This window comes from Caballeronia fortuita (assembly GCF_001544835.2).
Lineage (GTDB): Bacteria > Pseudomonadota > Gammaproteobacteria > Burkholderiales > Burkholderiaceae > Caballeronia > Caballeronia fortuita.
Genome location: NZ_FCNX02000018.1, coordinates 97,459 through 120,586, shown reverse-complemented (window position 1 = coordinate 120,586; position 23,128 = coordinate 97,459). Strand labels below are relative to the sequence as shown.

Annotated in this window: 22 protein-coding genes; 20 read left to right on the top strand and 2 right to left on the bottom strand. The window is 63.6% G+C overall.

Annotated features, from left to right (window positions below):
* Positions 1-41: 41 nt before the first annotated feature.
* On the bottom strand, positions 42-1,307 hold the full coding sequence (locus tag AWB77_RS28655) for a mechanosensitive ion channel family protein (protein WP_061137849.1): 1,266 nt from the start codon (positions 1,305-1,307) through the stop codon (positions 42-44).
* 208 nt (positions 1,308-1,515) lie between these two features.
* On the opposite strand from AWB77_RS28655, the gene AWB77_RS28650 reads away from it, so the two are divergent.
* The 17 genes from AWB77_RS28650 to AWB77_RS28570 all read left to right on the top strand — a co-directional run bounded on the left by AWB77_RS28650 (position 1,516) and on the right by AWB77_RS28570 (position 17,782).
* Positions 1,516-2,496, top strand: a complete 981-nt coding sequence (locus AWB77_RS28650; RefSeq protein WP_061137848.1) for a MurR/RpiR family transcriptional regulator — start codon at positions 1,516-1,518, stop codon at positions 2,494-2,496.
* On the top strand, positions 2,493-3,467 hold the full coding sequence (locus tag AWB77_RS28645; protein WP_061137847.1) for an isoaspartyl peptidase/L-asparaginase family protein: 975 nt from the start codon (positions 2,493-2,495) through the stop codon (positions 3,465-3,467). The genes AWB77_RS28650 and AWB77_RS28645 overlap by 4 nt, the downstream gene beginning before the upstream one ends.
* Complete coding sequence (locus AWB77_RS28640; protein ID WP_061137897.1) at positions 3,467-5,368, top strand: dipeptide ABC transporter ATP-binding protein; 1,902 nt, start codon at positions 3,467-3,469, stop codon at positions 5,366-5,368. The genes AWB77_RS28645 and AWB77_RS28640 overlap by 1 nt, the downstream gene beginning before the upstream one ends.
* A gap of 37 nt (positions 5,369-5,405) precedes the next feature.
* Positions 5,406-6,953 (top strand): glutathione ABC transporter substrate-binding protein GsiB, encoded by a 1,548-nt coding sequence (gene gsiB, locus AWB77_RS28635; protein WP_061137846.1) that lies wholly within the window; start codon positions 5,406-5,408, stop codon positions 6,951-6,953.
* 46 nt (positions 6,954-6,999) lie between these two features.
* Complete coding sequence (gene gsiC / locus AWB77_RS28630; protein WP_061137845.1) at positions 7,000-7,920, top strand: glutathione ABC transporter permease GsiC; 921 nt, start codon at positions 7,000-7,002, stop codon at positions 7,918-7,920.
* Positions 7,921-7,927: 7 nt separating this feature from the next.
* Positions 7,928-8,818 carry a glutathione ABC transporter permease GsiD gene (gene gsiD, locus AWB77_RS28625; RefSeq protein ID WP_061137844.1) on the top strand — a complete coding sequence of 297 codons (891 nt, stop codon included), beginning with the start codon at positions 7,928-7,930 and terminating at the stop codon, positions 8,816-8,818.
* The gene (locus AWB77_RS28620; protein ID WP_061137843.1) at positions 8,815-9,825 is read left to right on the top strand and encodes a DmpA family aminopeptidase; all 1,011 of its coding nucleotides are present in this window, start codon (positions 8,815-8,817) and stop codon (positions 9,823-9,825) included. Before gsiD ends, AWB77_RS28620 begins: the two co-directional genes overlap by 4 nt.
* Positions 9,822-10,655 carry a M55 family metallopeptidase gene (locus tag AWB77_RS28615; RefSeq protein ID WP_061137842.1) on the top strand — a complete coding sequence of 278 codons (834 nt, stop codon included), beginning with the start codon at positions 9,822-9,824 and terminating at the stop codon, positions 10,653-10,655. Before AWB77_RS28620 ends, AWB77_RS28615 begins: the two co-directional genes overlap by 4 nt.
* Positions 10,656-10,748: 93 nt before the next feature.
* A complete protein-coding gene (locus AWB77_RS28610) occupies positions 10,749-10,967 on the top strand; it encodes a hypothetical protein (protein ID WP_096031204.1) in 219 nt (72 codons plus the stop codon).
* A gap of 33 nt (positions 10,968-11,000) precedes the next feature.
* The gene (gene crcB / locus AWB77_RS28605) at positions 11,001-11,378 is read left to right on the top strand and encodes a fluoride efflux transporter CrcB (protein WP_061137840.1); all 378 of its coding nucleotides are present in this window, start codon (positions 11,001-11,003) and stop codon (positions 11,376-11,378) included.
* 163 nt (positions 11,379-11,541) lie between these two features.
* On the top strand, positions 11,542-12,021 hold the full coding sequence (locus tag AWB77_RS28600) for a GNAT family N-acetyltransferase (protein WP_061137839.1): 480 nt from the start codon (positions 11,542-11,544) through the stop codon (positions 12,019-12,021).
* Between the two features lie 122 nt (positions 12,022-12,143).
* Positions 12,144-13,673 carry a histidine ammonia-lyase gene (gene hutH, locus AWB77_RS28595; protein ID WP_061137838.1) on the top strand — a complete coding sequence of 510 codons (1,530 nt, stop codon included), beginning with the start codon at positions 12,144-12,146 and terminating at the stop codon, positions 13,671-13,673.
* Entirely contained in the window at positions 13,670-14,365 is a 696-nt protein-coding gene (gene hutC / locus AWB77_RS28590; protein WP_061137837.1) for a histidine utilization transcriptional repressor HutC, read from the top strand. Before hutH ends, hutC begins: the two co-directional genes overlap by 4 nt.
* 5 nt (positions 14,366-14,370) lie before the next feature.
* The gene (locus AWB77_RS28585; protein WP_244158682.1) at positions 14,371-14,940 is read left to right on the top strand and encodes a HutD/Ves family protein; all 570 of its coding nucleotides are present in this window, start codon (positions 14,371-14,373) and stop codon (positions 14,938-14,940) included.
* Positions 14,941-14,955: 15 nt separating this feature from the next.
* Positions 14,956-16,335 carry a formimidoylglutamate deiminase gene (locus AWB77_RS28580; protein ID WP_061137835.1) on the top strand — a complete coding sequence of 460 codons (1,380 nt, stop codon included), beginning with the start codon at positions 14,956-14,958 and terminating at the stop codon, positions 16,333-16,335.
* Between the two features lie 8 nt (positions 16,336-16,343).
* Entirely contained in the window at positions 16,344-17,150 is an 807-nt protein-coding gene (gene hutG, locus AWB77_RS28575) for an N-formylglutamate deformylase (RefSeq protein ID WP_061137834.1), read from the top strand.
* A gap of 305 nt (positions 17,151-17,455) precedes the next feature.
* Positions 17,456-17,782, top strand: a complete 327-nt coding sequence (locus tag AWB77_RS28570) for a DUF4148 domain-containing protein (RefSeq protein ID WP_061137833.1) — start codon at positions 17,456-17,458, stop codon at positions 17,780-17,782.
* Between the two features lie 166 nt (positions 17,783-17,948).
* Here AWB77_RS28570 and AWB77_RS28565 read toward each other — a convergent pair whose 3' ends face one another.
* Positions 17,949-18,656: a TetR/AcrR family transcriptional regulator gene (locus tag AWB77_RS28565; RefSeq protein WP_061137896.1), complete on the bottom strand. Its 708-nt coding sequence runs from the start codon at positions 18,654-18,656 to the stop codon at positions 17,949-17,951.
* A 393-nt stretch (positions 18,657-19,049) separates the two neighbouring features.
* Here AWB77_RS28565 and AWB77_RS28560 point away from each other — a divergent pair, with 393 nt between their 5' ends.
* The 3 genes from AWB77_RS28560 to preA all read left to right on the top strand — a co-directional run bounded on the left by AWB77_RS28560 (position 19,050) and on the right by preA (position 23,060).
* Positions 19,050-20,330: a Zn-dependent hydrolase gene (locus tag AWB77_RS28560; RefSeq protein ID WP_061137832.1), complete on the top strand. Its 1,281-nt coding sequence runs from the start codon at positions 19,050-19,052 to the stop codon at positions 20,328-20,330.
* Between the two features lie 86 nt (positions 20,331-20,416).
* A complete protein-coding gene (locus AWB77_RS28555; RefSeq protein WP_061137831.1) occupies positions 20,417-21,751 on the top strand; it encodes an NAD(P)-dependent oxidoreductase in 1,335 nt (444 codons plus the stop codon).
* A 22-nt stretch (positions 21,752-21,773) separates the two neighbouring features.
* On the top strand, positions 21,774-23,060 hold the full coding sequence (preA, locus tag AWB77_RS28550; RefSeq protein WP_061137830.1) for an NAD-dependent dihydropyrimidine dehydrogenase subunit PreA: 1,287 nt from the start codon (positions 21,774-21,776) through the stop codon (positions 23,058-23,060).
* The last annotated feature ends 68 nt before the right edge of the window (positions 23,061-23,128 follow it).

Below are 23,128 nucleotides of genomic sequence, written 5' to 3'. Positions count from 1 at the left end.
GATTCTTGCCTGATTCTTTTTGACGGCGAGAATCGCGCGCGTCACATGGTCGGCATTTCGCCGCGCAGACGGCCCGCGACGCCTGCGAAGTCGCTGCCCGACGGCGCCTGATAGAGCCGCAGGCCCATCTCCGGGAGAATCGACAGAAGATGGTCGAAGACGTCGCCCTGAATGCGCTCATACTGCGTCCATGCGGTCGTCGCGGTGAAGCAATACACCTCGATCGGAATGCCCTGCGATTCGGGTTCCATCATGCGGACCATGATCGCCATGTCCTGGCGGATCTCCGGATGCCGCTGCAGATAAGCGAGCCCATACGCGCGGAACGTGCCGATGTTCGTGAGCCGCCGCCGGTTCGCGGGCTCGTTCGCGAGTTCGCCGAGATTGCGGTTGGCCTGCTCCACTTCGGTCTGCTTCTGTTCCAGATAATCGTGCAGCAGGCGAAAGCGTTTCAGGCGCGCGGTCTCTTCATCGGTTAGAAAGCGCACGCATTGCGCGTCGATGCGCATGGTCCGCTTGATGCGCCGTCCGCCCGATTCGAACATGTGCCGATAGTTGCGATAGCTCTCCGAAAAGAGCTTGTAGGTCGGCACCGTGGTCACGGTGTTGTCCCAGTTCTGCACCTTGACGGTATGCAGCGCGATGTCCTTCACGAAGCCATCGGCGGCGGCTTGCGGCATTTCGATCCAGTCGCCGATGCGCAGCATGTCGTTCGACGTCAACTGCGTGCTCGCGACGAGCGACAGCAACGTGTCCTTGAACACGAGCAGCAGCACGGCGGAGAGCGCGCCGATTCCGGAGAGCATCCAGAGCGGCGAACGATCGATCAGTATCGACAGGACGAGCACGCCGCACACGAGCGCGAGCGCCAGCTTGCCGATCTGTATATAGCCCTTGATCGAGCGCGTCTGCGCTTCCTTGCTGTCCGCATAGACGTCCTGCCATGCGGAAAGCGCGCTGCCCGCGGCGAAGAAGATGCAGACCCACGCGCCGCCGTGCGCGACGCGGCCGATCATCGTCGACCAGGCGCCGATGCGCGGCACATCGTCGATGCCGAGCGCGACGGTTGCGAACGGCACCGCATACCAGAGCCTGTGATACGCGCGATGCCTGATGAACGCGCGGTCCCACTTCTGATGCCCGGCGAGCACGAGCAGCCGATGCGCGACATACAGCACGATGCGCGCCATCACCCACTGCACGAAGAGCGCGATCAGCGCGAGCGAGACGAGACCCGCGAGCGTTTGCGCCCACGGATGGGCGGCGAGCAGATGAGGCAGCGGATCGGGCAGGAAATCGAAATTCATAGGGGAGTTTGGAGACTGGAAACGCGCGCTTTAGCCTCGCGACGCGCTTCGTATTGTGCATGATCGTGCGCGATCGATGCATCGGACGCAGCCCACTTGCCCGCGTTATCGAAAACCCGAGTCCGATGAAAATGAATTTTTTTTGGCGGGTTTTTCGAGTAAATATACTTTCATCGCGTTTCATCGCCATGAGTGTGCAGCGCATTTCATGACTCGCTCACTATCGGTTCGGGTTCGCGCGCCCGCGAGCGCCGACGATCTCATCTCCGCGCGCATCGCCGCGGCCATGCCGACGCTCACGCCGATCCATCGGCGCATGGGAGCGTTCGTGCTGGCCAACCTGTTCCGTTCGGCGACGATGCGTATCGACGAACTCGCGGGCGCGGTCGGCGCGTCGGTCGCGACGGCGAACCGGTTCGCGCGCGCGCTCGGCTTCTCCGGCTATCCGGCGTTTCGCGAGGCGCTCGTGCGCGGCTTCGAGGCGACCATCGCGCCGGTCGAGCGATTGCGCACGGCGCTCGAATCGCCTGCGAGCGGCGCCGAAGTGTTCGATGCATCGCTCGCGCAGGCGGCGGCGAATCTGCGTCTTGCGCAAACATCCGTCGATGGCGCGAACGCCGAAGCGATCATCGAGACAATTCTCGCCGCGCCGCGCGTCTTCGTGATCGGCTACGGCGCGAGCGCGTTTCTCGCCGGTCTGATGGAGCACGGACTCACGCCGTATTGCGCGAACGTGCAGTCGCTCGCGCTGACAGGCGGTCCGTCGCATGCGGCGCGCAGGCTCTTCACGGCGTCGCGCGGCGATGTGCTCGTCGCGATCGCCTTCCCGCGTTATGTCGACGACACCATCACGCTCGCGCGTCTCGCGCACGATCACGGCTTGCGCGTCGTCGCGCTTACTGACAGCGCCGCGTCCCCGCTCGCGCACGTCGCGGACCTCGTGCTCGCGATCCGCGCCGAGCGCAGGCTCGCGGCGAATTGCGATACCGCCGTGCTCGCCGTCATCGAAGCGCTGTGCGATGCGGTCGCGCATCGGGCGAAGCGCTCGGTCGAGGCGGCATCGGGATTGACGGAATTCGTTTTGCCGTGGCTCGTCGCGCCGTCGATGTCGAAGAAGACGCAGACCGTCGACACGCCGCGCCGCACGCCCGCGAAACGCCACACTCACACGGAGCCGCGCGAATCATGAAAGTCACACCAGTCATCGCGATTCACGGCGGCGCGGGCACGCTCCTGCGCCAGGCAATGAACGCCGAGATGGAAGCGCGCTACATCGCCGCGCTCACCGATATTTTGAGCGCCGGCCAGCGCGTGCTCGCCGACGGCGGCAGCGCGCTCGACGCCGTCACCGAGGCCGTGCGTCTGCTCGAAGATTGTCCGCTCTTCAACGCGGGCCACGGCGCGGTGTTCACGGCGGCAGGCACACACGAACTCGATGCCTCCGTGATGGACGGCGCAACGCTCGAAGCCGGCGCGATCAGTTGCGTGACGCGCGTGAGGAACCCGGTGCTCGCCGCGCGCCGCGTGCTCGACGTGAGCGATCACGTGATGTTCACGGCCGCGGGCGCGGAGGCGTTCGCAGCAGCGCAAGGTCTCGAACTCGTCGATCCGTCGTACTTCCACACGGATGCGCGCTATCAGCAATGGCAGAAGGCGCGCGGCACATCGCGCACGATGCTCGATCACGATGCGATGACGAAGTTCTCGTTCGATAACGGCCCGAACGATCCCATCGATCCGGACAAGAAGTTCGGCACCGTCGGCGCGGTCGCGCTCGATGCGAACGGCCATCTCGCGGCGGCGACATCGACGGGCGGTATCACGAACAAGCAGGCGGGGCGCGTCGGCGATGCCCCCATGATCGGCGCGGGCTGTTACGCGAACGACGCGACCTGCGCGGTTTCGACGACGGGCACGGGCGAAATGTTCATGCGCATGCTCGCGGCGTATGACGTATCGGCGCAGATGGAGTACCGCGGCGTGTCCCTGGAAGAAGCGTCGAACGATGTCGTGATGAACAAGCTGCCGCGTATCGAAGGACGCGGCGGACTCATCGCTGTCGATGCGAAAGGCAACGTCGTGCTGCCGTTCAACACGGAAGGCATGTATCGTGGATTTGCGCGCGTAGGCGCTGCGCCCGTCACGGCGATTTACCGATGATGACATTGCCACTGCATTTGCCAGACTCGCGCGTCATCGACGTGCAGAACCTGTCCGTGAATTTCCGCTCGCGCTCGCGCACGATCGAAGCCGTGCGCGATATCTCGTTCACCGTCGATCGCGGCGAGACGCTCGCGATCGTCGGCGAGTCGGGCTCGGGCAAGTCGGTGACGTCGCTCGCGCTGATGCGTCTCGTCGAGCACGGCGGCGGACAGATCGTGTCGGGCAGCATCGCCTTCCGGCGGCGCAATGGGCGGATTCACGATCTCGCGAAAGCATCGTCGGCGACGATGCGCGGCGTGCGCGGCGCCGACATTGCGATGATCTTCCAGGAACCGATGACATCGCTCAATCCGGTCTTCACGGTCGGCGATCAGATCGCGGAAGCCATCGCATTGCATCAAGGCAAGAGCCGCGCCGACGCGCGCGCGGAAGCGCTGCGTCTGCTCGATCTCGTGCGTATCCCCGAGTCGAAGCGCGTGTTCGCGCGCTATCCGCAACAGTTGTCGGGCGGCATGCGCCAGCGCGTGATGATCGCGATGGCGCTGTCATGCAAGCCTGCGCTGCTGATTGCCGACGAGCCGACGACCGCGCTCGACGTGACGATTCAAGCGCAGATACTCCAACTCGTGCGCGGCTTGCAGGACGAGATGAACATGGGCGTGATCTTCATCACGCACGACATGGGCGTGGTCGCGGAAGTGGCGGATCGCGTGCTCGTGATGTATCGCGGCGAGAAAGTGGAAGAGGCGCAGTCCGACGCGCTCTTTCATGCGCCAAAGCATCCGTACACGAAGGCGCTGCTCGCCGCCGTGCCGACGCTCGGCGCGATGCGCGGCACCGACCGCCCCGCGAAATTCCCGATCCTCGAAGTAGAACCGGTGGAGATCGCACCCGACGATGCGAGCGCGCTGCGCGTATCGGAAGCGGTCGGGAAAGAGACGCAGCCCGCCGTCGATGAATCCATCAAGCCGATTCTGCGTGTGCGCGATCTCGTCACGCGCTTTCCGGTGAAGAGCGGCCTGTTCGGGCGCACAACGGCGGCGGTGCATGCGGTCGAACGCGTGAGCTTCGATCTGCGGCCGGGCGAAACGCTTGCGCTCGTCGGCGAGTCGGGATGCGGCAAGTCGACGACGGGCCGCTCGCTGCTCCGGCTCGTCGAGAGTCAGAGCGGTTCCATCGAATTCGACGGACGCGATATCAGCAAGCTCGAAGGCCATGAGCTGCAAACGCTTCGACGCAACATCCAATTCATTTTTCAGGACCCGTTCGCGTCGCTCAATCCGCGTTTGACGGTCGGCTTCTCCGTGATGGAGCCTTTGCTCGTGCACGGCGTCGCGAGCGGTAAAGAGGCGCAGGCGCGCGTCGACTGGCTGCTCGAAAAGGTCGGTCTTCCGCCGGAAGCCGCACAGCGTTATCCGCATGAATTCTCGGGCGGACAAAGGCAGCGCATCGCGATTGCGCGCGCGCTCGCGTTGAATCCGAAAGTCGTGATCGCCGATGAATCCGTGTCCGCGCTCGATGTCTCCGTGCGCGCGCAGATCGTCAACCTGATGCTCGATCTGCAGCGCGAACTCGGCGTCGCGTATCTCTTCATCTCGCACGACATGGCGGTCGTGGAGCGCGTGAGTCATCGCGTGGCGGTGATGTATCTCGGGCAGATCGTCGAGATCGGACCGCGCGCGGCGGTGTTTGAAGCGCCGCGTCATCCGTACACGCGCAAGTTGATGAGCGCGGTGCCGGTCGCCGATCCGTCGCGACGGCACGCTAAGCGCATGCTCGCCGCCGACGAGATTCCGAGCCCGATCCGCAAACTCGGCGATGAGCCGATCGTCGCGAAACTGGTTGCCGTCGGACCCGATCACTTTGTCGCCGAGCATCACGTTGGCGGCGCTTACTAAGAGCACCTCTAAGAGCACTTCAACAAGGAGCCCAACGATGCCGTCCTTCAATTTGCGCGCAATGTTCACGGCCAGCGCGCTTGCCACACTGACCGCTCTCGCACCGGTCGCGGCGCACGCGCAGACTACGGCCGTGATGGCCGTCGCCTCGACCTTCACGACGATGGACCCTTACGACGCCAACGACACGCTCTCGCAAGCGGTGGCGAAGTCGTTCTACGAAGGCTTGTTCGGCTTCGACAAGGACATGAAGATCCGCAACGTGCTCGCGACGAGCTACGAAGCGAGTCCCGACGCGAAGGTCTACACGATCAAGTTGCGCCAGGGCGTAAAGTTCCAGGACGGCACGGACTTCAACGCGGAGGCCGTGAAAGCCGTGTTCGACCGCGTGACCAATCCCGACAACAAGCTGAGGCGCTACAACCTCTTCAACAAGATCGAGAAGACCGAAGCGGTCGATCCGTACACGGTGAAGATCACGCTCAAGATCCCGTTCTCGGCGTTCATCAACGTGCTCGCGCATCCGTCGGCGGTGATGATTTCGCCGGCGGCATTGCAGAAGTACGGCAAGGAGATCGCGTTCCATCCCGTCGGCACGGGCCCGTTCGAATTCGTCGAATGGAAGCAGACCGACGACCTGAAGGTGAAGAAGTTCGCGGGCTATTGGCAGAAGGGCTTGCCGAAGATCGACATGATCGACTGGAAGCCCGTCGTCGATAACAACACGCGCGCCGCCTTGATGCAAACGGGCGAAGCGGACTTCGCGTTCTCGATCCCATTCGAGCAGGCCGCGACGCTCAAGGCGAGCCCGAAGGTCGATTTGATCGCGGCGCCGTCGATCATTCAGCGCTACGTCAGCATGAACACGCTGCAAAAGCCCTTCGACAATCCGAAGGTGCGCGAAGCGATGAACTATGCGATCAACAAGGAAGCGCTCGTGAAGGTCGCATTCGCGGGTTATGCGGTGCCGGCCGAAGGCGTCGTGCCGCCGGGCGTCGATTATTCGACGAAGCTCGGGCCCTGGAAATACGATCCCGCAAAGGCGCGCGAGCTGCTGAAGGAAGCGGGCTATCCGAACGGCTTCGAAACCGTGTTGTGGTCGGGTTATAACCACACGACCGCGCAGAAGATCATCCAGTTCGTGCAGCAGCAGCTCGCGCAAGTGGGCGTGAAGGCATCGGTGGAAGCGCTCGAAGCGGGGCAGCGCGTGCAGCGCATCGAGAGCGCGCCCGATCCGAAGACGGCGCCCGTGCGGATGCTGTACATCGGCTGGTCGTCGTCGACGGGCGAAGCGGACTGGGCGATTTCGCCGCTGCTCGGCGGCGCGTCGTTCCCGCCTAAGCTCTTCAACACCGCGTACTACAAGAACGATCAGGTCGACGACGATCTCTCGAAAGCGCTCGCCACGACCGACCGCGCCGAGAAAGCGAAGCTCTACGCCGATGCGCAAAAACGCATCTGGGCCGATGCGCCGTGGATTTTCCTCGTCACGGAAAAGGTCGTGTATGCGCGCAGCAAACGTCTGTCGGGCGCATACGTGATGCCGGACGGCTCGTTCAGCTTCGACGAAATCGCGATCAAGTAATCGCACTGGCCGGGCTTCGCCGCCCGGCCGCATCCGACCGAATACGATGCTCAACTTCATCGCCAAACGCCTGCTCGGTCTCTTGCCGACGCTCTTCATCGTCGCCGTGCTGGTGTTCTTCTTCGTGCACATGCTGCCGGGCGATCCCGCGCGTCTCGCGGCGGGCGCGGAAGCCGACGAAGCCACGGTCGCGCTCGTGCGCGCCGATCTCGGCCTCGACAAGCCGCTGCCGCAACAGCTCGTGAATTTCTTCGGCAAGGTCGTGCATTTCGACTTCGGCACGTCGACACGCAGCAAGCGGCCTGTGTCGACGGAGATCGCCGAACGTTTCATGCCGACGCTATGGCTCACGCTCGCGAGCATGGTGTGGGCCGTGATCTTCGGCATGGCGATCGGCATCGTGTCTGCGGTGTGGCGCAATCGCTGGCCGGATCGATTGGGGATGACGCTCGCGGTGTCGGGCATTTCGTTTCCGGCGTTCGCGCTCGGCATGTTGCTGATGGAAATTTTCTCGGTGAAGCTCGGCTGGCTGCCCATCGTCGATGACGGCACATGGAAGGGCTACGTGCTTCCGTCGATCACCCTGGGCGCGGCGGTCGCCGCCGTGATGGCGCGCTTCACGCGCGCGTCGTTCGTCGAAGTGCTCGGCGAGGACTTCGTGCGCACCGCGCGCGCCAAAGGCGTGCATGAGCCGATGGTCATCGTGAAGCATTGCCTGCGCAACGCGATGATCCCCGTCGTCACGATGATGGGCCTGCAATTCGGCTTTCTGCTCGGCGGCTCGATCGTCGTCGAGAAGGTGTTCAACTGGCCGGGGCTCGGCCGCCTGCTCGTCGATGCCGTCGAGATGCGCGACTATCCTGTGATTCAGGCGGAAGTGCTGCTGTTCTCGCTGGAGTTCATCGTCATCAATCTGATCGTGGACGTGCTGTACGCGATCATCAATCCGACCATCCGTTTCAAGTGAGGGCGCGATGAGCGTGACAGTACAAAGCGCGTCGACCGCGCCGCAAGAAATCCGCACGCCGTGGACCGAGTTCTGGCGCAAGTTCAGGCGGCAGCACATCGCGATGATCGCGGCCGTGTTCGTGCTGCTGCTGATCGTGATCGCGATCGTCGCGCCGTATATCGCGCCTTACGATCCGGAGAACTATTTCGATTACGATGCGCTCAACGCGGGTCCATCGGCGGCGCACTGGTTCGGCGTCGATTCGCTGGGCCGCGACATTCTGAGCCGCATACTCGTCGGCAGCCGTATTTCGTTGACGGCGGGATTGCTCTCGGTCGTGCTCGGCGCGGTCATCGGCACGTTCTTCGGCTTGCTCGCGGGCTATTACGAAGGATGGTGGGACCGCATCGTCATGCGCATCGCGGACGTGCTGTTCGCGTTTCCCGGCATTCTGCTCGCCATCGGCGTCGTTGCGATTCTCGGCAACGGCATGGTCAACGTCGTGTGCGCGGTCGCGATCTTCAGCATTCCCGCGTTCGCACGCCTCGTGCGCGGCAACACGCTCGCGCTCAAGCATCTCACGTACATCGAGGCGGCGAAGAGCATCGGCGCATCGGACTGGACGATACTCGCGCGGCACATTCTGCCCGGCACGATTTCATCGGTCGTCGTGTACTTCACGATGCGCATCGGCACGTCGATCATCACGGCCGCGAGCCTTTCATTCCTCGGACTCGGCGCGCAGCCGCCGACGCCCGAGTGGGGCGCGATGCTCAACGAAGCGCGCGCCGACATGGCGATGGCGCCGCACGTCGCGATCTTCCCGAGCCTCGCGATCTTCTTCACGGTGCTCGCGTTCAATCTGCTCGGCGACGGCCTGCGCGACGCGCTCGATCCGAAGCTCGACCGGCCATGACGCATATCGGTTCGCTCGACGCGGGGCCGCGCGGCACCATCGCCGATGTCGCGGGCGTGACGGTCGGTCATTGCACGCTCGCGCAGGGCGCGGTGCAAACCGGCGTCACCGTGATTCGTCCGCACGACGGCGACATGTATCGCAACAAGACGCCCGCCGCGTCGTGCGTCATCAACGGCTTCGGCAAGAGCGTCGGGCTCGTTCAGGTCGATGAACTCGGCGTCATCGAAACGCCTGTCGCGCTGACCAATACCTTTAGCGTCGGCACGGTGGCGAATGCGCAGATTCGCGCGGCGATCGCCGCGAATCTGCGTGTCGGACGGGAAGACCCGAGCGTGAATCCGCTCGTCTTCGAATGCAACGACGGCTATCTCAACGACATGCAGGCACTCGCGATTCACGAAGCGCATTACGCGAGCGCGCTCGACGCGTGCAGCGCCGATTTCGAGCGCGGCGCGGTGGGCGCGGGGCGCGGCATGTCGTGCTTCGAGCTGAAAGGCGGCATCGGTTCGGCCTCGCGTGTGGTGCATATCGGCGGCAACGCTTCTACGACGGGCGTGCTCGTGCTGGCGAACTTCGGCAAGTTGCAGCAGTTGATCGTCGCGGGAGACGCGCTCGGGCGCACACTGCAAACGAGCGTCGATGAAAAGCCCGAGCAAGGTTCGATCATCATGCTGATCGCAACCGATGCGCCGCTCGACGCGCGTCAGTTGCGCCGACTCGCGATGCGCGCCGCCGCCGGTCTCGCGCGCACCGGATCGGTCTACGGTCATGGAAGCGGCGATATCGCGCTGGCGTTCTCGACGGCGTACACGTTGCCGCACGACGCGGACTTCATCACGATGCCGCCGCTGATCGCCGACGCGCGGCTCGATCCTCTTTTTCAGGCCGCCGCCGACAGCGTCGAACAGGCGATACTCGATGCGCTCTTCAGCGCGGAGACGGTCGCGGGCCGCGATGGTCATCGGCGCGTCTCGCTCAAGGACGCATTGCGCACAACACCATGAAAGTGCTGATTTCGACCGATATCGAAGGCATTGCGGGCGTGTTTCATCCCGAGCAGACGCGCGCCGGCAATGCCGAATACGAGCACGCGCGCCGCTGGATGACCCACGAGGCGAACGCGGCTGCGCAAGGCGCGTTCGACGGCGGCGCGACGCAAGTGTGGATCAACGATTCGCATGGCGGCTTTCGCAATCTGCTGCCCGATCTGTTCGATCCGCGTGTGCGGCTCGTTCTCGGCAAGCCGCGCACGTTCGGCATGATGGCGGGACTGGAGGCGTCGCCGCAGGTCGTGTTCATGATCGGCTATCACGCGCGTGCGCAAAGCCGCGGCATCCTCGCGCACACGATCAACAGCGCCGCGTTTGCGCGCGTCATGCTCGACGGCGAAGAAGTCGGCGAAGCGGGGCTTTATGGCAGGCTTGCCGAAGAGCACGGCGCACGCGTCGCGCTCCTGACTGGCGATGACGTGTTCGGCGCGCAAACGCTGCCCGCGTTTCCCGGCGCGCGTTTCTTGTGCGTGAAGACCGCGCACGGTTATTCGAGCGGCATCACCGAAACGCCCGCCGCCGCATGCGACGCGATCCGGCTCGCCGCGCGCGAAACAATAGAGGCGATCGAAGCGGCGCCGTCGGCGAAACATGCGAAGCGTGCGGCGCACGATGAACATCGATGCGAACTGCGCGCGCAGACGAGCGCATTCGCCGATCTCTTCTGCCAATGGCCGACGCTCGAACGCATCGATGCCGTGACGCTCGCTTTCGATGCGCCTTCGGTCGAACATGTCGTGCGGACACTCAATTGCCTTTCGGCAATGTCCTTCATGTTACGGTGAGGGATTGAACCGCGCGCTTCGAGTATCGTTAGAATAAGGTCTTTCGCGAGGCCGCTTCCTTCCGGTCTTGACGTGTTTTTGCAGACGACGCTCATGCATACCGTGAAGCTCGAACATAACGATGACGAAGTGCTCGACCCCGCCGATCCGCAGCTCGTCGTGCGCGGCTCGCTTTTCATCGACGGGCGCGAAGCCGGGTGCTGGGAACAGCGGCGCGACGGCACGTGGGCGGCGCATCTGCGGCACAAGGGCGGCTGGATCGTCGAGACGAGCCGTGGCGCGCTGATCGACCGGCTCGCCGGCGAGGCATAACGCAGTTAACTTAAAACCGGTAACACACACTTCATGTATTTGTCGATCATCGCGGTGGGGCTCGGCGGCGGGTTGGGGTCGCTGCTCAGATGGGTTCTCGGCCTGCGTCTGAATGCGATTTTTCCGAATTTGCCGCTGGGCACGTTTGCATCGAACGTCATCGCGGGTTACATCATCGGCGTCGCAGTCGCGTTTTTCGCGCGCTTTCCCGACATCCCGGTGGAGTGGCGGCTGTTCATCATCACCGGATTGATGGGCGGGCTTTCCACGTTTTCGACGTTCTCCGCCGAGGTGGTCGCGCATCTCCAGCAAGGACGGCTCGGCTGGGCGATCGGCGAGATCGCGATTCACGTCGCGGCGTCGCTGCTGATGACCGCGCTCGGCATCGCGACCGTGGCCGTAGCTTCCTGAAGGACTTCCCGACGCCGCGCCGCTACCTTCCTCTCTCCGCGATTTGAACGTTTGCGTACGCCGATTCCTACACATTTCCCGTACAAATTTTTGCCGCGTGTATAACGCCGAACCCTCGCTGCCTCGGCAGCGTTTTTTTCTTTTTAGTAACGAAGGTGATGAAATGCCAGGGCTGCCGCTCATCGAAGTCAGACCGTATCGTGCGAGCGATCTCGACGGTGTGATCGATCTGTTCCAACGCGCCGTTCGCGAAACGGCTTCGGCCGATTACACCGAAGCGCAGATCGAAGCCTGGGCGCAAGCCGATCGCGACGAATGGGAACTCGCCCGCATGAGCCGTCCGACCTTTGTCGGTCTCGTCGACGGCAAGCTCGCGGGCTTCGCCGATCTCGAAAAGAACGGCCTCATCGACATGATGTTCGTCGACCCGATCCATCAGCGCAAAAGCGTGGCGACTTCGCTCCTCGCGCGCATCGAAGCCGAAGCCGAGACCGCGGGACTGACCACGCTGCACACGTATTCGAGCGTCACCGGCCGCCCGTTCTTCGAGTATTGCGGCTTCACGATGCTGCTCGCGCGCGCGGTCGTCGTGCGGGAACAGCGCTTCGTCCAGTTCGTCATGGAGAAGGTGCTGTACCAGTGACATCTGTATAGACAAGAAGCGTGATGTTTCCGGGATCGACCTAGTGTAATCCCGGATAACCTCTTGTTTCGTCCAGTCTGCCCGTTTAGACTTGAGTCTAACTTGTATAGACAGGACGATCCATGATTACGCTCACGCCCGGAAAGCTGACTCTGCCGCAACTGCGCCGCATCGCGCGAGGCTCGGACCCGCTGCAACTCGATCCGGCCAGCTTCGACGCCATCGACGCCAGCGCGCGCGCCGTGGCCGCGATCGCCGCGAAGGGCGATCCGGCATACGGCATCAACACAGGGTTCGGGCGGCTCGCCAACACGCACATTCCCGCCGATCAACTGGAACTGCTGCAGAAAAATCTGGTCCTGTCGCACGCGGTCGGTGTCGGCGAGCCGATGTCGCGTCCGGTCGTGCGCCTTCTGATGGCGCTCAAGCTGTCGAGTCTCGGGCGCGGTCATTCGGGCATCCGCCGCGAAGTCATCGACGCGCTTATCACGCTCTTCAATGCCGACGTTCTACCGATCATTCCGGTCAAGGGTTCGGTCGGCGCATCGGGCGATCTCGCGCCGCTCGCGCATATGTCGACGGTGCTGCTCGGCATCGGCGAAGTGACGATTCGCGGCGAACGCGCGAGTGCGCTCGACGGCCTCCAGATCGCGGGCCTCAAGCCGCTCACGCTGCAGGCGAAGGAAGGTCTCGCGCTGCTCAACGGCACGCAGGCGTCGGCGGCGCTCGCGCTCTACAACCTCTTCGCGATCGAGGACCTGTTCCGCACCGGGCTCGTCGCGGGCGCGCTGTCCGTCGATGCGGCCGCCGGCTCCGTCGTTCCGTTCGATGCGCGCATTCATGAGCTGCGCGGCCATCGCGGGCAGATCGAAGCAGCGTCGGCGTATCGCACGTTGCTGAAGGGCTCGGGCATCAACCTGTCGCACGCGGACTGCGAGAAGGTGCAGGACCCGTACAGCCTGCGCTGCCAGCCGCAGGTGATGGGTGCGTGCCTCGACCAGATGCGTCACGCGGCGGACGTGCTGTTGATCGAATCGAACGCCGTGTCGGACAATCCGCTGATCTTCCCCGACACCGGCGAAGTGCTCTCGGGCGGCAACTTCCACGCGGAGCCGGTTGCATTCGCCGCCGACAATCTCGCGCTCGCCGCCGCCGAAATCGGCGCGCTCGCGGAACGCCGCATCGCGCTCCTGATCGACGCGACGCTCTCGGGCCTGCCGCCGTTCCTCGTGCGCGACGGCGGCGTGAACTCCGGCTTCATGATCGCGCACGTTACGGCGGCCGCGCTGGCGTCGGAGAACAAGACGCTCGCGCATCCGGCGTCGGTCGATTCGCTGCCTACATCGGCGAATCAGGAAGATCATGTGTCGATGGCGACGTTCGCCGCGCGCAAGCTCGGCGATATCGCGAGCAATACGGCGAACATTCTTGCGATCGAACTGCTCGCGGCGGCCCAAGGCGTCGATCTGCGCGCACCGCATCAGACTAGTGCGCCGCTTCTCGACGTGATGAAGACGCTGCGCGCGCACGTCCCGCATTACGACCTGGATCACTACTTCGCGCCCGATATCGCCGCCATCGCGACGCTCGTGCAGGACGGCGCGATCGCGCGGCACAGCCCGTTCTCCTTCGCATCGGAACAGGCCGAATGAGCACGCCCGCGTATCAGGAGATCAAGGATTACATTCTCCAGCGCATTCACGTCGGCGAGTGGAAGGAGGGCGATCAGGTGCCTTCCGAGAACGAGCTCGCGCGCGAGTTCAAGGTCGCGCGCATGACCGTGAACCGCGCGCTGCGCGAACTGACCGCGGAACAGGTGCTGACGCGCGTGCAGGGCGCGGGCACGTTCGTCGCGCAGCCGAAGTACGCGTCGACGCTCGTCGAGATTCGCAGCATTTCCGATGAGATCGTCGCGCGCGGTCATGCTTATCGCGCGCATGTGCTGCATCTGGGCGCTTCGATCGTCGATGAATCGCTCGCCGCCGAAATGCATCTCGCGCTCGGCAGCCCGGTGTTTCATTCGCGCGTGCTCCACTTCGAGAACGACGAGCCCGTGCAGATGGAAGAGCGTTACGTGAATCCCGCGCTCGCGCCCGAATACGCGCGCCAGGATTTTACGACGATCACGCCGAATCAATACTTGATGACAGCCGCGCCGTTGCAGCGCGTCGAATACCGGATCGAGGCGTCGGTGCCATCGGCGGAAATCCGGCTTGCGCTCGCGATGACGGAGCACGAGCCGTGTCTGTTGCTGCATCGGCGCACATGGTCGCGTGAAGCGGTCGCATCGGTGGCCAATCTCTGGCATCCGGGCGATCGCTATCAGTTCACCGGACACTTCTGAGCATCATGATCATTCGTGCCGATTCGCTTGCGAGCGTGCCGTGGAAGAATGGCGGTGGCATTACCCGCGAGATCGCATCGGGGCCGGCGGGCGCATCGTTCGATGCGTTCGCGTGGCGCTTGTCGCTTGCCGATGTCGCATCCGATGGCGCGTTCTCGACCTTCGCGGGCGTCGACCGCGTGCTCGTGCTGCTCGACGGCGCGGGCATGCGTCTGACGGAAGCGCACGGCCGCGTGCATGCGCTCGACGCGCCGCTCGCAATGGCGCGCTTCGCCGGTGAAACATCGATACACGCGACGCTCCATCGTGGCCCGACGCGCGATTTCAACGTGATGGTGCGCCGCGATCGCGCGCGCGCCACGGTGAACATCGGGCGCGCTTCATGCTCGCTCGAGCTTGAGCATGACGTGAGTTTCCTGTTCTGCGCGCACGGCTGCATCGATATCAAACTAGCGGCCGGCACGCGTCATACGCTCGAAGCAGGCGACACGTTTCGCGTCGATCGCGCAACGGAGATGGAATGCGTCGCGGAAGACGGCGCATCGTGGCTGCATATCGGCATCGACATGCTGTAGCCAGGGAGACGCAAGATGAACGCATTTTTTGCGGAGCACGCGCGCCTCGCCGATGGCTGGCGGCGCAACGTGCTGCTCGAATGGGGCGACGCGGGCGCGCTCGTGCGCGTCGAACCGGACAGCGCGGCGCCCGCGGGCGTCGAACGGGCGAAGGGGCCGGTCGTGCCCGGCATGCCGAACCTGCACTCGCACGCGTTCCAGCGCGCGATGGCCGGACTCACCGAATATCGCGCGAGCGTCGCCGATACGTTCTGGAGCTGGCGCGATCTCATGTATCGCTTCGCCGCGCGCATCGGGCCGGAATCGCTCGCGGACATCGCGCACTGGCTCTACATCGAAATGCTGAAGGCGGGCTATACGTCGGTATGCGAGTTCCATTACGTGCATCACGCAGCGAACGGCGCGCCCTATGCGAATCGCGCGGAACTGGCCGAGCGTGCCGTCGATGCAGCGGAGCGCGCGGGCATCGGCATGACGATGCTGCCGGTGCTCTACGAATACAGCGGCTTTGCGAAGAGCGCGCCGCGCGACGATCAGCGGCGCTTTCTGAATACGCCCGATACGCTGCTCGAACTCATCGATTCGCTCGCGCGCGCGCGGCCCGAAAACGGCGCGCGGCGTTACGGCGTCGCGCCGCATTCGTTGCGCGCGGTGTCGGGCGAATCGATCGCGGCGCTCATCGAAGGACTCGATGCGCGCTTCGAGCGCGCGCCGGTGCACATCCACATCGCGGAGCAGATGGCCGAAGTGGACGCGTGCGTCGCGGCGACGGGGCATCGTCCGGTTCAATGGCTGCTCGAACGCTTCAATGTCGACGAGCGCTGGTGCCTCGTTCATGCGACGCACGTCGATGCGAGCGAATGCGCGCGTCTCGCGTCGAGCGGCGCGATCGCGGGCCTGTGTCTCACGACCGAAGCGAATCTCGGCGACGGCGTGTTTCCGTCGCGCGATTATCTCGATGCGGGCGGGCGGATCGGCGTGGGATCGGATAGTCATGTCGGCGTCGACTGGCGCTCGGAACTGCGTCTGCTCGAATACGGCCAGCGCCTGTGCCGTCAGCAACGCAACGTGCTGGCGTCGCCGACGCAGAGCCGTCCCGCCGATCGTCTTTTCGATGCCGCGCTCGAAGGCGGCGCGCACGCGACAGGCCGGCCGGTGGGCGTGCTCGCGCCCGGCTCGCGCGCGGACTGGCTCGTGTTCGACGATGCGAACCCGGGCATCGGCGGACATGCGAGCGACGCGTGGCTGTCGAGCGCCGTGTTCTGCGAGCATGGTGAAACGCCGATCCGCGATGTCTTCGTCTCCGGCCGCAAGGTCATCGATGCGCGCCGTCACGCAGAGGAAGACGAAGCGCTCGCGCGTTATCGCGCCGCATTGCGCGGCTTGCTGGATTGAGGTCATCCATGAACGACTCTTCGATCTTCACGCTGGAACGCGGCAGCGCGCCGCTTCTGATTTCGATCCCGCATCGCGGCACGCAGATTCCCTGCGCGCTCGCCGACGAGATGACGCCCGTCGCGAAGCTCACCGAGGATTGCGATTGGCATCTCGAACGCCTCTACGCGTTTGCGCGCGAACTGGGCGCATCGATCCTGAGCCCGCACTATGCACGCTATGTCGTCGATCTGAACCGTCCGCCCGACGACGCGAATCTCTATCCCGGCCGCGACACGACTAGCCTGTGCCCGACCGATACCTTCGACAAGGCGCCGCTCTACAAGCCTGGCCACGAGCCGTCGCGCGAGCAGATCGATGCGCGTCGCGCGATGTACTGGCAGCCGTATCACGACGCGCTCGCCGGCGAGCTCGACGCGCTGCGCGAGGCGCACGGCCGCGTGCTGCTGTGGGAAGCGCATTCGATCCGCTCGATCGTGCCGCGTTTCTTCGATGGCCGTCTCACCGATTTCAACTTCGGCACGGCGGACGGCGCGTCGGCGGCGCCGGGGCTCGCGGAGCATCTTGCGGGCATCGTCGAGCGTGACGGACGTTATTCGACGGTGGCCAACGGGCGCTTCAAGGGCGGCTACATCACGCGACGCTACGGGCAGCCCGCGAAGGGCGTGCATGCGGTTCAACTGGAACTGACGCACGTCAGCTACATGGAAGAGACGTCGCCCTTCGCTTACGACGAGACCAAGGCGCGGGCGATCGAGCCGCTGCTGCGCGAACTGGTGTCGGCGGCGCTCGTCTACGTGAACGCTGACGCGTAGATGGCGATTGGCTGGCGGCGGTGCAATGGTGGCAATTGTCGCGAGCGCCCAAAACGGCGCGTTTCGATCATTCCGACTCGAAAATATCTAATCTAAACAGGAAGTTGCGGTTCCGATATTCGCGTGCAACGCCTCCAACTAGCGAAACGGATTATTGCGATTCTGACAATTGTTTTTCGTGAAAATTGGGGTTTCCCCTAGGGCCCCGGCCTCCTACACTGTCTTCAAGCAAAACGGAATCAGAAACCGCTTAAAACGCTTCCGATTCGGTTTCGATCTCAAAACAAGACTATTGGAGGTTCATCATGTTCAAGGCATTCGTTCCCGCACTCGTCGTTGCCGCTGCTCTTGCCGCTCCGACTTTCGCATCGGCACAAAGCAACGCACCGGTGACCCGCGCTCAAGTCCGCGCAGAACTGGTTCAGCTGGAAAAAGCCGGCTATAACCCGTCGGAAGATCGCGTGAACTATCCGCAAAATCTGCAAGCCGCGCAGGCACGCGTGAACGCCGAGAACGGCGCGAACGCTTACGGTCCTTCGACGGCGGGCACTTCGCAATCGGGCGCGGCAGCGCCGGCCGCACGCGCGAATGTGTCGATGTCGGATCGCAACTCGGTCTACTTCGGTCATTGAGCGAAGCGCGATTCAACGCTTCGCCGGGCAGGGCAGTAGAGGTAGTGAGCAGTAGCGGTTGAAGTAGCAGCACATCAGAAAGCGCAGATGTACGGCAGTAGAAGTAAGCAGTAAGCAACAGGTAGTAAGCAGTCGACGCCGGCCGCTATCGAGCGGCCGGCGTTTTTTATCGCGCGTTCTCTTTCGCATCGACACGCGGCGACACTGCGCCGCACGCGCGGATCACGAGGCGCACGACTTCTTCGGTCTGCTCGTCGAAGGCCTTACGCGTGAGCGCGCGCTTGCCTTTCAACGCGCGGATTTGCGCATCGAAGTCGGCGTAGTGCTGCGTGATCGCCCAGATCATGAACATGAACGTGTCCGGCTCGACCGGCGCGAGCAAGCCGCGCGCGATCCAGCTTTCGATTACGATCACGCGCGTATCGAGCCACGGCTTCACGCGTTCGTGGAGAATGTCCTGCATGTGCTGCGCGCCGTGGATGATCTCGCTCGCCCACACCTTCGAGCCGAGCGGCCTTCTTCTCGACAGCTCCATCTTTGCGCGCACGTAGCCGCCGATCGCTTCGACCGGATCGTCGCTGCATTCGAAGGTATCCGCCGCGCGATGCCAGTCCTCGAACAGATCTTCCAGCACCCGCCGATACAGCGCGAGCTTCGTTGGAAAGTAGTAATGCAGATTGGCCTTGGGCAAGCCCGCGCGTTCCGCGATCATCGCCGTGCTCGCGCCTTCGAGTCCCTTCTCCGCGAACACTTCCTCCGCGCACGCGAGCAGTTGTGCTTCGTTGCTCTCGCGTATTTGCGCCTTGCGTCGCCGTAATGGCGGCGCGATGTCTTCGTGTCCGGTGATGCGCTCAGCCGCGTCGTCGTGTCTCATCGTCGAAATGTTCCGCCGTGTGTGCCGCATCGTGCCTGATTCGGGCCGTTCGTGCCATGCGCGTAAATCGCGTGTGCGGCGCTGCATCGCGACGAAAGCGCGCTCACGGTCAATCCCCGCCGATGCTGCATCGCAATGGCATGCTTATCGCTTTGTATTCTCCGTGTTTGCCCGCACACGAAAGACGTTGATTTGCTTATTTTAATCGGCTACAACCTGTCCAACTGGACAGGATTTGAAGAGCGCTCGAAACATCGCAGAGGCGCGTGGTTCGCATCATTCATCGCATAAGAACAACGTGCACCGGGTCCGTGCAGAATCGCACCGCGGAAGTCCGGCATGCACGAAACGAAGTCACTCACATACGAAGTCCGATCGTAAGGAGCGAGGCGAATGAACGCTGTAACGGATGCAATCAGAGAGGCGGGTCTCGATACGTCCATCAAGGTGAACGGCCAGCGTCTGTGGGACAGCCTGATGACGATGGCGAAGATCGGCGCGACACCGAAGGGCGGCGTCTGCCGTCTCGCGCTGACCGATCTCGATCGCGAAGGACGCGATCTCATCGTGAGTTGGGCGAAGGAAGCGGGCTGTACGGTGAGCGTCGATCAGATGGGCAACGTGTTCATGCGCCGCGCGGGCCGTAACCTCGACGCGCTGCCGGTCATGACCGGCTCGCACGCGGATTCGCAGCCGACGGGCGGACGCTTCGACGGCATTTACGGCGTGCTCGGCGGACTCGAAGTGATCCGCTCGCTCAACGATCGCGGCATCGAGACCGAGCATCCGATCGAAGTCGTCATCTGGACCAACGAGGAAGGCTCGCGCTTCGCGCCGGCGATGGTCGCGTCGGGCGTGTTCGCTGGCGTGTTCCCGCTCGATTACGGGCTTTCGCGCAAGGACGTGGATGGCAAGACGATCGGCGATGAACTGAAGCGTATCGGCTATGCGGGCGACCTGCCGTGCGGAGGCCGCAAGCTGCATGCGGCGTTCGAACTGCATATCGAGCAGGGGCCGATACTCGAAGCCGAGGACAAAACGATCGGCGTCGTCACCGATGCGCAAGGTCAGCGCTGGTACGAGATCACGCTCACGGGACAGGAAGCGCACGCGGGCCCGACGCCGATGCCGCGCCGCAAGGATGCGCTTCTGGGCGCATCGCGCGTGGTCGATCTCGTGAATCGCATCGGCCTCGATCATGCGCCGCTCGCCTGCGCGACGGTCGGCATGATGCAGGTCCATCCGAACTCGCGCAACGTGATTCCGGGGCGCGTGTTCTTCACCGTCGATTTCCGTCATCCCGACGATGCCGTGCTTGCGCGCATGGACGCCGCATTGCGGGAAGGCGTGGCGCGCATCGCGGACGAGATCGGATTGCAGACCGAACTCGAACAGATCTTCTATTACGAGCCCGTCAAGTTCGATGCGGCTTGCGTCGCGTCCGTGCGCGCGGCGGCGCAGCGCTTCGGCTATTCGCATCGCGACATGGTGTCGGGCGCGGGCCACGACGCGTGTTATCTCGCGCAAGTCGCGCCGACGTCGATGGTGTTCGTGCCGTGCGTCGACGGCATCAGCCATAACGAGATCGAAGACGCGACGCAGGAGTGGATCGAGGCGGGCGCGAACGTGCTGCTTCACGCGATGCTCGAACGCGCGTCGGAACCGGCTTCGTAACAGCGCGCTTTTTCTTTCAAGTTCAACACCGTCCGCGATGTCGCACGCGGACGGCGGGCACTCGTACGTCCTCACAAGGAACGCGCATGACCACAAAAACGACCGGCGATATCGCGAGCCATCGCCTCACGCACGAACAGCTCGCATGCGAGTTCGCGGATGTCGCGCCGCTTCTCGACGCTACCGCTGCCAACGCCGCCGCGAGCCGCTGCCACTACTGCTACGACGCGCCGTGCGTGCAGGCCTGCCCGACGAGCATCGATATTCCCGGCTTCATCCGCAAGATCGGCAACGGCAACCTGAAGGGCGCAGCCGTCGACATTCTCTCGGCCAATCCGCTCGGCGGCATGTGCGCGCGCGTCTGCCCGACGGAGATACTTTGCGAAGGTAGCTGCGTGCGCAATCATCAGGGCGACGAGCCGGTGAAGATCGGCGCATTGCAACGTCACGCAACCGATTGGGCGATGGCCAAGGGCGAACCGTTGTTCAGGCGCGCGCCGGAAACGGGGCGCCGCATTGCGATCGTCGGCGCGGGGCCGGCGGGGCTTGCGTGCGCGTATCGGCTTGCGCTCGCGGGACATCGCGCGGTGATCTTCGATGCACGCGAGAAGCCGGGCGGTCTCAACGAATACGGCATCGCTGCATACAAGACGGTCGAAGACTTCGCGCAACGCGAGATCGAATGGCTGCATTCGATCGGCGGTATCGAGATCGAGGCGGGCAAAGCGCTCGGCCGCGACATCACGCTCGACGATTTGCGCAAGCAATACGATGCGGTGTTCATCGCGTTCGGTCTTGCCGGCGTGCGTGAACTCGCGCTCGAAGGCGAAGCGCTCGAAGGCGTGATGAAAGCGGTCGATTTCATCGAGCAGGTACGTCAGGCCGATGATCTTGCGAGCGTGCAAGTCGGGCGGCGCGTCGTCGTGATCGGCGGCGGCAATACCGCGGTCGATGCCTGCGTGCAGGCGCGCAAGCTCGGCGCGACCCAGGTGACGATGGCGTATCGGCGCGGCATCGAGAACATGAGCGCGACATGGGCCGAGCGCGAGTTCGCGCAGACCAATGGCGTAAGCATCGTCACGCATGCGAAGCCGCTTCGGTTGCTCGGCGATCACGGCCATGTGATCGGCGTCGAGTTCGAACGCGGCGATGAGCGCATCGTAATCGAAGCGGACATGGTGCTGAAGGCGATCGGGCAAGCGCTGGTTCCCGTCGGCATCGATTGCGAGTTGCTGACGCTCGATGGCGGGCGCATCGTCACCGATGAAAACCGTCAGACGACGCTCGCGAAAGTGTGGGCGGGCGGCGATTGCGCGACCCACGAAGGACTCGATCTCACCGTGCAGGCCGTGCAGGACGGCAAGCTCGCGGCGGCGTCCATCGACGCGTCGTTCGAGCTGACTGCGATCAAAGCCGCCTGAGCCAGAAAAGGAGAACACGAACATGGCCGATCTGACTTGCAACATCGCCGGCATTACGTCGCCGAATCCGTTCTGGCTCGCATCCGCGCCGCCGACTGATAAAGCGTACAACGTCAACCGCGCTTTCGAAGCGGGCTGGGGCGGCGTCGTGTGGAAGACGCTCGGGCTCGATCCGCATGTCGTCAACGTGAGCTCGCGATACGGCGCGGTGCAATGGAACGGACAACGCATCGCAGGGCTGAATAATATCGAACTGATTACGGACAGACCGCTCGATGTGAACCTGCGCGAGATCGAACAGGTCAAGCGCGACTGGCCGGATCGCGCGCTGATCGTGTCGCTAATGGTTCCATGCAACGAGCACGACTGGAAGTGGATCCTCACGCAAGTCGAAGACACGGGCGCGGATGCGGTCGAACTGAACTTCGGATGTCCGCACGGCATGAGCGAGCGCGGCATGGGCGCGGCCGTGGGACAGGTGCCCGAATATGTCGAGATGGTCACGCGCTGGGTCAAGGAAGGCACCAGGTTGCCGTGCCTCGTGAAGCTCACGCCGAACATCAGCGATATCCGTATGGGTTCGCGCGCGGCGTTCAAGGGCGGCGCGGATGGCGTGTCGCTCATCAACACGATCAACTCGATCGTCGCCGTCGATCTCGATCAAATGGCACCAATGCCGACCGTCGATGGCAAGGGCACGCACGGCGGCTATTGCGGTCCCGCTGTGAAGCCGATTGCATTGAACATGGTCGCCGAGATCGCACGCGATCTCGAAACGCCGAACCTGCCGATCTCCGGCATCGGCGGTATCTCCTCGTGGCGCGATGCGGCTGAATTCATGGTGCTCGGCGCGGGCAGCGTGCAGGTGTGCACGGCGGCGATGCACTACGGCTTTCGCATCGTGTCCGATCTCGCCGATGGCCTCTCGAACTGGATGGACGAAAAAGGCTACGCGACGCTCGACGACATTCGCGGCCGCGCCGTGCCGAACGTCACCGACTGGAAGTACCTCAATCTCAAGTACGACATCAAGGCGCGCATCGATCAGGACAAGTGCATACAGTGCGGGCTGTGTCATATCGCGTGCGAGGACACGTCGCATCAGGCGATCCTGAAAGAGAAGGACGGCAAGCGCCATTTCGAAGTGGTCGATTCGGAATGCGTCGGCTGCAATCTGTGCATGCATGTTTGTCCGGTCGAGCAGTGCATCACGATGGAGCGAGTCGATGCGGGCGAGTACGCGAACTGGACCACGCACCCGAACAATCCCGCGCGCATCGATGCGGAAGAACCCGCGAAAGCGGCTTGAAAATAGCGATAAACGTAGCGCTCGTCGTCGTTGAATTCTCACGAACAACCGCACACTCAAACGGAGTG